The following is a 379-nucleotide window of genomic DNA, read 5'->3' on the forward strand; positions in this document are numbered from 1 at the left end:
CTAAAACGAAGAAAGAAATCATTTTGGAGACGGCCCAGCGCCTGTTTGCCGCCCGGGGCTACGAGGCCACGCCCACGAGCCTGATTGCCAAGGAAGCGGGCGTCTCGGAAGGGCTCATCTTCAAGCACTACCTCAACAAGGTGCAGCTGCTGGAGGAAGTGGTCAAGGCCGGCTACCGCCGCATCACCGACAAGAGCAAAGGCCTGGTGGCCCAGGAAGATCCGGCCACCTTGATAGGCCATGTGCTGGACATGCCCCGGCGCCTGGTGGAGGACGAGCAGGACTTCTGGCGCATGCAGTTCCGCCTGGTTGACGACGAAATTTCCCAAAAGCACCATCAGCGCTATACCCAGTCGGTGATGCGCCAGCTCACGGATGC

At 60.4% G+C, this 379-nt stretch carries 1 protein-coding gene; it reads left to right on the forward strand.

Features of this window, described 5'->3' with window-relative positions; translation table 11 throughout:
* On the forward strand, positions 1-379 hold a 379-nt coding region (locus OB13_RS14905), incomplete at both ends, for a TetR/AcrR family transcriptional regulator (RefSeq protein ID WP_461490967.1).

Source organism: Pontibacter sp. HJ8, assembly GCF_054824225.1.